Here is a 10,129-nt window from a genome sequence, read left to right on the forward strand (position 1 = left end):
TCCTGTGGGATACAAAGGGACAGGTGAGACCCCGGAGGACGAAGTCCGAGAAGGCACAGCGCCCGCCCACGGAAAGCGAGTGATTTCCCGGCACTCCCTTCTCTATCCAAGGCAACGGAAACAGCCATTATCTCGAAACTGAGTCTTACGGAATAGGGAGCTTTAATTGAATACGAAAAATCAAAATCAAGATTTAACAAGGTTTTTAGAAGTCTAGCAAAGTGACTCGAGAAAAGTGTCTATCACTTGATTAAATTTAGCAGGTTCTTCGAGGAATGGACAGTGACAGCTGTTTTCAAATATCTCTAAGCGACTGTTCGGAATCGACTGTCGTAGATGCTCTCCCGCAGCAACAGGAATCAACTTTTCTTCCCTGCCAAAACATAACAAGGTTGGTGATTGAATGGCTGCCAGGTAAGGGCGACAATCAATGACCGATTGATCGAATAGAATCGCACTCGCAATACTAGCGGGAACTTTCAAAGTCTCCTCCAGCATCCAATTCAAATTCTCTTCATCAAGTTCTTCTTTAAACATTAAAGGCAAGAAACCTTGAAGCAAACTTATTTGATCATGCTGCAGTTCTCTCATCATATGAGTCAATGCGGCAAGATCAAAAGCACCGATCTCAAAGTCTGGCCACTTAAAATCAGAAGCCAGCTCATCAACGATCACTGTCGAAAGAACACCTTCTTCGCCAAATTGGTGGAGGTACTCCCAAATAACAAAAGCCCCCATAGACCAGCCGACTAAAGTGATGTCTTCTAAACCTAATTCACGGACTAATGTCCGCAGGTCTCGAGCATATTGGCCAACCGTATGCCCTGTATTTGATTTGGAAGATGCTCCATGACCGCGGAGATCAACAGTAATCACTCTGTATTTTTCTTTTAGATCAGGGACTTGTTTTTTAAAGAACCGGCTGCTCATCCATACCCCGTGAATAAATACAAGCGTCTTCCCTTTTCCTTCATCCTCATAAAACATTTCAATTTCATCATCCAATTTTAAAAAGGCCATCTCCCCACCTCCTATCATGCTAAAAAGTTTATGTCCTCCCTTCACCCTCTAGAACCCTAAAAAGTGATCCAAATCGCAGTCCTGTCGTCCACTCGAAGACTCTTATCCTGCTGTACTTCTGTTACTTTTTGAATATAATTCATTAACCCAAAATCACGGACTTGCCGATACGTTTCGTCGAGGTTCAGTTCTGGATGAAACAGTCCATCAGAAAAAATAAATACGTACTGTATATCCCTTAAGGCTAATTTCCCTGCCTGGATGTACTCTTCTACGTTCTTCATCCCATTCGCTACTGAGTAGCCATTCGCAATATTAGCCATGGAACGATTGAATCTTAATTGATTTAAAGGATCCTCAAAATGCTCCTCTGCTTGAACCTTCCTCCCTAATTCCCGGTCTTTATTTCTCTTAAGTTTTGCTCGCTCACTGATGCCTTCGACTGTATCCCTCGTCAACAGCTTTGAAGTTCCATCCACATAGCCGACCATGATCATAGAATCGCCTAATTGAGCAAACTCCAACTCTTGCTCAGAAATTCTTACAACAGCCACACAGGTCGACCAGCGCTCGTATCCTATATCGATATTGATTTTATGATCGAGCATTTCACTTCGCAATTTATCGTTCGCTTTTGTTACTTCTTTTACTAATTCAGCTCCTACAGATAGTCTCTGAAAATGATTTTTAAACAACTGCGCAGCTAGATATGCCCCATTGTGACCATCTTGATTCTGAAAGCCAGAAAGAGGAGTAGCTCCGTCAAGAACTCCAAAGACCCCAGCATGCTCATGAACAATAGAGGCATCCTCACTTTCTTGTTTTTCAGGACTCGTAACATTGACTTGTTCGATGGAGCGTATACGTTTCTTCATTGATTTGTCCCTCCGATCATTAAGAATGATTCATCCATTCACTCTTAACCATTCCATATACGACATGATTGACATACGTCCCATACATATTAGCCGCATCGCGGATGATCCCTTCTTGCACGAAGCCCAGCCGTTCAGGAACAGCTCGACTCTTAACGTTCTCTTCAGCTGCTCTAATTTCAATCCGATTCAATCCAAGGTCTTTAAAGGCGTGATCAAACAATACTTTGCAGGAACGTGTCAACAATCCAAGACCTTTATAATCGACACCCATCCAATACCCGATACTTGTTTTATTATGATTCCAATTCATTTCGTGAAAATCAATCACACCAGCTATTTTCCCTTTATACATGATACAGATCGTCTGACCATCATTATCCGCGTATCGCTGCAGACAGCCATGAATAAATTTCTTTGTATCCTCTACCGATTCGGTAAAGTGAATCCATGGCAGCCATGTGCCAAGGTGTTCACGGGACTGATCGGACAGTGCAAAAAGCTCTTCCGCATCCCTGTATTCAATCATCTTCAATGTCAATTCTTCATCGACCTTATAAGTAAACATACCTTCCCCACCCTATTTATCTATAATTAAGACTGACTGCTTTGATTCGACATCTTTAGCAGTTCTCCTGCATGAATACGGGATTCAATAAAAAAGATGCTGAGGGGTCCCAGCATCTTTCAATTTAAGGTTTTAAAACCATCTTTCCTTTCGTCTTTCTTCCTTGCAGCATCTCATGAACTTGGGATGCATCATCTAAATCGAAAACTCCTCCAATGGTAAGCTTCAATTCACCAGTTCTCACAAGCTTCAATAGCTCTTGTAAACTTTTTTCAAATAAGACGGGTTTTTTCATGATCTGAGGAAGGAAAAATCCGATTACGGATAAATTTCGATTCATCAAACCAGATGGGTACATTTGTGCAGGGTTGCCGCTCGCGACACCGTAGACAACAAGCCTCCCAAACGGACGCATGCACTTCACTGTCTCATGGAATATATCTCCTCCTGCCATTTCAAGCGCGATGTCTATCCCTTTTCCTTCAGTCGCATTCATGACGTCTTCTCGCCAATCAGGTTTTGTATAATTAATGGCATGATCTGCTCCTAACTCTAAAGCGAGTTCAAGCTTCTCATCAGAACTTGCTGTCGCGATTACTTTTCCTGCACCGAATAGTTTCGCTAATTGGACGGCCAAAGACCCTACACCGCCTGCAGCTGCATGAACGAGAACCGTTTCTCCTTTCTCAAGACGACCCATTGTCTTAAGTAAATGATAGGCTGTCAAACCTTGAAGAGGTAAAGAAACCGCTGTCGCATCCTCCAGTTCGTTAGGAATTGGGATCAATGTCCGTTCGTTTGCTACTACATATTCAGCGTAGCCGCCGGATCCAATTAAGGTGACGACACGATCACCTTTTTGAAACCGTGTGGAGCTATCTCCTGTATCCTCTACAATTCCTGCAACTTCAGCACCCGGGATAAAGGGGAAGTGGAGTAGGAACGACATAGGCACCTTCCCGTCGCGCCGTGTCCGCATAGTTGACGCCTATGGCCGTAACTCTGATCAACACTTCTCCTTCTTTTAATGAAGGAGTTTCTACGTCCACTTTTTCTAACACGTCCGGTCCGCCGTATTCTTTAAATTGTATGGCTTTCATTGTATCCTCCCCTTCTTTATTTTCCTGTGAATTCAGGCTTGCGTTTTTCTTTAAATGCTTGTACACCCTCTTTATGGTCATTTGTTGATACCATCATCGTCTGCGCTGTCCGTTCTTGTTCGAGAATCGTGGCCAAGTCTGACTTGTCCGATTGATCGACAAGCTTTTTCATCATCCCCATTGCACGACCTGGTCCCTTAGCCAGACGAACGGCATAGTTCATCGCCGCTTCCTCTAACTCACCCAGAGGGAAAACTCGGTTGACCAATCCCCACTCAACCGCTGTTTCTACCGGCAACGGCTCAGCACGGAACAACAATTCTTTTGCACGATAAGGGCCGAGAAGTCTTGATAAGAAGTAGTGTCCACCACCATCGGAGACTAGTCCAACCTGAGCGAAACTGAGGATGAATTGCGTATCCTCACCTGCAAGGATCTGATCACAAGCTAATGCTAAGTTGAAGCCTGCCCCAGCCGCATAGCCATGAACGACAGCAACGACAGGCTTTGAAAGGTCTTTGATCTTCAAGATGAGCTCGTTGAGAGCACCGAGATGATCGTAAATCTCCTGAGCTCCAGTCTGACCCATGCTCTTCACATCCCCACCTGCAGAAAATGCTCTTCCAGCACCGGAGAGAACTACGACCTTCACATCATTGTTTAAGGCCGCTTCCTCCAGAGCCTCCTGAAGACCGAATATCATCTGGTCAGAAAACGCGTTCAATGAATCTGGACGGTTCAAAACGCAAGACATAATCGGACCATTCATCTCTACATTCAAGTGATCATTACCTAATTTCATTCATTCCATCTCCTTTTAGGATATATATTGTTTTTCATCAATCATCGCATCCGCAATCGCACGGTTACGTTCAATCCCATCTTCCCATTGATACTCACTCAACAATACAGCGATGTTCCGAAGCGATCTTGTTCTTTCTTCACCTTTCAAAAGAGAAGAGAGGATATAGCTCGTGTTCTTTTGGACGTCCATAGCCGTTCGCTCTATCACAGTATAGGAAAGCCTCGTTTTAAGTTCAGCCTCCCCGTCTGAGGTCATAATCGCTTTCATCGTTCGCAAAACAACGGACTCACTTTCATAAATAGCAATAGCAATATTCGCTAATTTCATTAAAACCTCTTGTTCCTGTTGGATGGACTCTCCATGTACACGGTAAGCAACACCTGCAGATACTAAGAAAAGATCTTTAAAAAGTGCAATCGCTTCCTGTAATTTTTCCAATGGCCCGCTCACCTTTTTGAATAAGCTGTTTTTCAAAGAGTGTTCAGCTTTTTCAATAGTAGTGAGTCCATCAATTTCCCCTTTGGATATCTTCTTGAAAAATGTTCCGGGAATCAAAAGTCTGTTGATCTCATTTGTCCCTTCAAAGATACGATTAATGCGTGAATCGCGATACGCCTGTTCGATTGGATACTCCTTTATGAACCCGGCACCCCCGTGAAGCTGCAGGGCTTCATCCACAACATGATCAAGTGTTTCAGATCCGACAATCTTGCATATTGCAGATTCCAGGGCATGTTCATTCATTGCTTTCGCTACGGCTTTACTGTCCTCCGTCTCATAGTGATCACCGAGAACAGATTCAATGTGACCGGCGGTACGATACAGGAGTGATTCCGCTCCATAAATGCGTGCGCTCATTTGAGCAATTTTTTCTTTAGTAGCTTGAAACTCGGCAATCGCTCTTCCAAACTGTTTTCTCTCTGCTGTATGCTGAATAGCTAGTTTCAGGCTGTGCTTTGCAGCTCCAGCCGTAGCGAACCCCAGGTTAAATCGACCAAGATTCAAAACATTAAGAGCTATTAAATGCCCTCTTCCTACCTCACCAAGCAAGTTGTCAACAGGAACTAAGCAGTCCTCTAAAACGACCGAACACGTTGATGAACCTTTGATTCCCATCTTGTCTTCTTCTGGACCGATAGATAAACCCTCGAAACCTTTTTCGACAATAAAAGCAGTGAATTGTTCCCCGTCCACTTTAGCGTAGACAATAAAGGTATCTGCAAATGATGCGTTAGTAATATAGAGCTTCGTCCCATTCAATACATAATGCGTTCCTTCAGGATTCAATGTTGCGGTGGTCTTGGCTGATAAAGCATCAGATCCAGCCTCTGGTTCGGTCAGGCAGTAAGCGCCTAAATATTCGCCCGAAGCAAGCTTAGGTAAGTATTTTTTCTTCTGCTCCTCATTGCCGAAATACGTAATCGGAAGTGTGGCAATACAAGTGTGATTAGAATGTGCCACACTATACCCACCTGCATTTCCTAAAGCTTCTCCAACAATTCCTTTAGTAATCTTATCAAGACCTAGACCTCCGAAACGTTCTGGCACACTGTGCCCTAACAAGCCCATGTCCCCAGCTTTTTTCATCTGAGCAGCAACAAACTGATAATCTCCTCCTTCAATTCTTTGCTGATTTGGACGAATTTCCCGGGAAATAAATTGTCGAGCCGTGGAAGCAAACATCTTATGATCTTCACTTCGATCTTCTGGTGTAAAGACGGATTCCGGACTGATTGGTCCTATCAAAAACTCTCCGCCTGCTACTGAGTGTTTAATTGAATACATGTTTCTCCTCCTTGATTTGACCTGTTTTTCGATCGTAAACAGGAATCGCTTCAAACAAGCCTTCCCGAGCTGCAAACTCGATTTCCTCATGAGCCATTCCTGCATTCAACAACAAGCTTCCAATCCTTGAGTTAGCAAGCAAATCGACAGGAGTTGAAGCATTCCCCTGATAAAAATACCACGCTGTTTTAGCAGCATCTGATAATTCCCAATCTGCAAAACTCATTAAATGATGAACGAGACTGCCCACCCCATAGAAGTCTTCCATCGTGTATCGTCCACTTGAACCAGAGCAAACCAGCAAAATCGTTTTCTCGAAATGCCTCTCGTATAAATAAGCCGCCATAGCAGGATTATTCAAAAGAGAAGCAGCATACAAATAATCAGCCTGACTCGACCTTTGCAATGCAACCGTGCCATTGGTAGTAGAAAGAATCAGATGCTTATTCTCTATGTGAGGCTGAAGATAAGTCCGCAAAGGATGATGAAATCCATCGATCCTTCGTCCTTGATCTTCTCCGGCAAGCAAATATGGTTCCTTCATCGATTTTGCTTTTTCTTTTGCATGCAAATGATCGTAAACAGGAATGACAGAAAGAGCATTGTCTGCCAGTGCAGCCGTAATTGTCGTAGTTGCAAATAACACATCAAATACGACAGCTGTTTTTCCTTTCATTTGTACAGGGTCAATATCTTCCTTTTTGAAAACAACATGGATACGTCCCATTTAGAGTCCAGCCGTTTCTTCTGCATAGCTGATCAAGTTATTCACAAATACATTCATGCTTGCAAATCGAGGGTCATTCGTTTGCCCTTTTTTATACCGGAAGTAAATCTGTTGAATAATACCTGCAAGTTTATAATAGGCAAACGTTTGATATACATGGATTTGACTCAGATCAAGTCCACTTTTTTCTGCGTATCTTTGAATGAATTCATCTCTTGTATAAAATCCACTCCTCATCGTTATAGGAACCTTACCTAATCCGGTTTTAAGCATTTCAGGATCATCGTTTTCGATCCAATAACTCAGTGCCGCCCCCAAGTCAGCGAGCGGGTCTCCCACTGTCGTCATTTCCCAATCAAATAATCCAATCATTTCTGAAGGATTCGTTTTGCTGAACATGCTGTTATTTAATTTGTAATCATAGTGAATGACTGCATGCTCATTAGATGAGGGAATGTGATCCACGAGCCACCTTTTCAGACGCTCTCCTGAAACGACGTCATCAGTCCTTGATTTATCAAATCTTTTAATCCATCCATGAATCTGCCGTTCCATAAACCCATCAGGTTTGACCATGTCAACCAGAGGAGTTTTTGTATAATCGACTGCATGAAGTTCAGCCAATCGATCGACCATCGTCTCTGAAATTTCGCGATTAAGTTCTTCTGATTCCTCCACTTCATCCGGAAACGAAGTGTCATAGACTAATCCCTCTCTCCGTTCCATGACAAAAAAAGGACGCCCCAGGACCTCACCTGAGTCAAAAGCATACGGTTTCGGGGCTAACGGAAAGACAGGATGAAGAGCTTCGATTACTTTGAACTCTCGTTCCATATCATGAGCCTTTGGAGCAACTGGACCCATAGGCGGCCGGCGAAGCACAGCATTCCAATCACCGATAGACAATTCATATGTCAAATTCGAGTGGCCAGCACCGAACTGACGAATATAAAGCTCTCCATCCGGAACGTCCAAGTGTTCCCTCAAAAATCGTTCTACCCTTTTTTCATCCAATTCCTCTCCTGGTCTCACTGGCCTTGTATCTTCAGTTCGTACCATACGGTAACCTCCTAGTTCGCAGCTAATTGATAAGACTCTAGTTTATTCTTCATATCTTCTGACAGAGGTGAGCTCTTCTGCTTCTCGAAGTCGAAATGGACGATCACAGATGAGCCTCTAGCTACAAGTTCTCCTGAATCTTTTTCAACCATATTTTGTTCCAGATGAAAGCTGGAGTTACCGATTTTCGTCACGCTGCTTTTAATGATTAACGTTTGCTTGAAATAGACTTGTTTAATAAAGTCACAAGTAATCGATGCTAGAATGAAATTCCAATCTTCCATTACTAGACCAAGGGCATCGAAAAAGTGAATCCTTGAATCTTCCATATAGACAAAGAAATTGTTGTTGTTCACATGACCGAGTAAGTCGGTTTCGCAAAAACGGATGGTCACCTCGTGCTCATGCATATCGCTTCCCCCTTCAGCTTCTTACTTTCGTTTCATAAGAATAGAACCCTTTACCAGTCTTACGTCCTAGTTCCCCTGCTTCCATTTTTTCCGTCAATGTTTTGGATGGCTTGTCCTCTGGATCTCCCGTTTCTGCGTACTGCTGCTGCATCACATAATAACCAACATCAATCCCGGATAAATCCATTAATTCAAATGGTCCGATCGGATGACGTAAAGCTTTTCTAGCAATTTTGTCAATGTCTTCGAAGTTGGCATAACCGCCTTCATAAAGGCTCATAGCCTCCTTCTGGATAGCAAACAAGATTCGATTGGCAATAAACCCTGAGATCTCTTTCTGCAAAAGGACAGCTGTTCTATTCATGCGTTCACAGACTTCCATGGCCAAAGAGACGGTTTCATCTGATGTGTGTTCTCCCTTTACAACTTCGACGCAATCCATCACTAAAGCCGGAAAGAAAAAATGCATATTGCAAACTTTCTCAGGACGTGTCGTCACATCTGCGATCAACGAACTGACAATCGTTGAAGAATTTGTAGCTAGCACGGCATGAGAAGGGGTCAGCTGATCAAGCTTTGAAAACACTTCTCTTTTGACTTCCAGCTTCTCTACTACGGCTTCAATCACTAAATCTGCTTCTTGGGCAGCTTCTTTCAAAACCGTCGTGAACTTGAGGTTTTCAAAAGCCTGCTCACGTTCTTCTTCCGAAATTTTATCTTTGCTCACCCACTTTTCCATTAGAGCTTTTAGCTTCTCTTCCGCCTGTTCTAACGACTCTTGACTGATATCCTGAAGATAGGTCTCATATCCAGCGAGTGCTCCGAGCATAGCAATCTGGTGCCCCATGGATCCCGCTCCTATTATGGTTATTTTTTTAACTGTCATCGTTCTCCCCCTCAAGGTGAAAATTACTTATAAACGTTAGCAATTGGCATGCATTCCTCCATCTACGACCAGCACATCTCCAGTTACGTAATTCGAAGCACCAGACGCTAGAAAAAGGGCCGCTCCTTTCAAATCCTCATTTGTTCCGAAGCGTCGTAAAGGAGTGCGATCAAGAATGAAATCGCCGCCTTCCTCCAACACAACTTTTGACATCTTCGTAGGAAAGAACCCAGGAGCAAGCGCGTTCACCTGAATGTTCTCTGGTCCTAACTTGACCGCTAGATCCTTTGTGAAGGTGATTACTGCACCCTTGCTTGCGTTATAACCAATCGTATCCATAAAGCGAGAATCTGCGCCGCCGAGTCCAGCGACAGAAGCGATGTTAATGATTTTTCCTGACTTTTGTTTTACCATCACTTCTCCAACTCGTTGTGACATTAAGAATGTCCCCGTCACGTTCACATTCATGACTTTCTGGAAAGCTTCCAACGGCATCTCTAGCGTAGGGGCACCCCAGGTCGCTCCACTGTTATTGACTAGAACATCAATGGTACCGAATCGATCAAGAGTCTGTTTGACCACCTCTTGTATATCTTCTGGGTTCGTTACATCACAGCTAAGAGCGAGGGTTTTGATGCCTTGTTCATTTTCCAGACGGGCGGCAGTTTCCTGACAAGCTTCTACTTTTCGCGAACATAGAATGACATTAGCACCTGCTTCAGCCAGCCCTTCGGCAATCTGCTCGCCAAGACCACGTCCTCCGCCTGTGACAATGGCTGTTTTCCCGGTTAAATTAAATAATTGATTCACATGCATCGAATCACTCCTTGTACTTTGATAACTCCAGCTTAGCGATTTGTCTCCGATGGACTTCATCAGGCCCATCCGCAAGCC

Annotated in this window: 10 protein-coding genes and 1 pseudogene; all 11 read right to left on the minus strand. The window is 43.6% G+C overall.

Translation table 11 applies throughout. The features are described 5' to 3' along the window. Nucleotides 1–213: 213 nt before the first annotated feature. The 11 genes and pseudogenes from LD39_RS02545 to LD39_RS02595 all read right to left on the minus strand — a co-directional run bounded on the left by LD39_RS02545 (nt 214) and on the right by LD39_RS02595 (nt 10,051). Entirely contained in the window at nt 214–1,020 is an 807-nt protein-coding gene (locus tag LD39_RS02545) for an alpha/beta fold hydrolase (RefSeq protein WP_035542566.1), read from the minus strand. Between the two features lie 56 nt (nt 1,021–1,076). Continuing rightward, nucleotides 1,077–1,895, minus strand: coding sequence for a PP2C family serine/threonine-protein phosphatase (locus LD39_RS02550; RefSeq protein ID WP_052158698.1), 819 nt, complete (start codon nt 1,893–1,895; stop codon nt 1,077–1,079). A gap of 19 nt (nt 1,896–1,914) precedes the next feature. Next, nucleotides 1,915–2,463, minus strand: a complete 549-nt coding sequence (locus LD39_RS02555) for a GNAT family N-acetyltransferase (protein ID WP_035542568.1) — start codon at nt 2,461–2,463, stop codon at nt 1,915–1,917. Nucleotides 2,464–2,587: 124 nt separating this feature from the next. Next, nucleotides 2,588–3,563 (minus strand): annotated as a pseudogene (locus tag LD39_RS02560) (zinc-binding alcohol dehydrogenase family protein). A gap of 16 nt (nt 3,564–3,579) precedes the next feature. Continuing rightward, the gene (locus LD39_RS02565; protein ID WP_035542570.1) at nt 3,580–4,365 is read right to left on the minus strand and encodes an enoyl-CoA hydratase/isomerase family protein; all 786 of its coding nucleotides are present in this window, start codon (nt 4,363–4,365) and stop codon (nt 3,580–3,582) included. Nucleotides 4,366–4,380: 15 nt separating this feature from the next. Further along, nucleotides 4,381–6,153 carry an acyl-CoA dehydrogenase family protein gene (locus tag LD39_RS02570; RefSeq protein WP_035542573.1) on the minus strand — a complete coding sequence of 591 codons (1,773 nt, stop codon included), beginning with the start codon at nt 6,151–6,153 and terminating at the stop codon, nt 4,381–4,383. After that, a complete protein-coding gene (locus tag LD39_RS02575; RefSeq protein ID WP_035542575.1) occupies nt 6,140–6,880 on the minus strand; it encodes a 2-phosphosulfolactate phosphatase in 741 nt (246 codons plus the stop codon). The genes LD39_RS02570 and LD39_RS02575 overlap by 14 nt, the downstream gene beginning before the upstream one ends. Then, the gene (locus tag LD39_RS02580) at nt 6,881–7,939 is read right to left on the minus strand and encodes a phosphotransferase family protein (protein WP_035542577.1); all 1,059 of its coding nucleotides are present in this window, start codon (nt 7,937–7,939) and stop codon (nt 6,881–6,883) included. 11 nt (nt 7,940–7,950) lie between these two features. After that, nucleotides 7,951–8,349, minus strand: a complete 399-nt coding sequence (locus LD39_RS02585) for a thioesterase family protein (RefSeq protein ID WP_035542580.1) — start codon at nt 8,347–8,349, stop codon at nt 7,951–7,953. A 13-nt stretch (nt 8,350–8,362) separates the two neighbouring features. Then, entirely contained in the window at nt 8,363–9,235 is an 873-nt protein-coding gene (locus LD39_RS02590) for a 3-hydroxyacyl-CoA dehydrogenase family protein (protein ID WP_035542581.1), read from the minus strand. 36 nt (nt 9,236–9,271) lie between these two features. Then, nucleotides 9,272–10,051 (minus strand): SDR family oxidoreductase, encoded by a 780-nt coding sequence (locus LD39_RS02595; protein WP_035542583.1) that lies wholly within the window; start codon nt 10,049–10,051, stop codon nt 9,272–9,274. Nucleotides 10,052–10,129 lie beyond the last annotated feature (78 nt).

Origin of the sequence: Halobacillus sp. BBL2006 (assembly GCF_000786645.1) — a bacterium.
In the GTDB taxonomy this organism is placed as follows: Bacteria; Bacillota; Bacilli; order Bacillales; family Halobacillaceae; genus Halobacillus.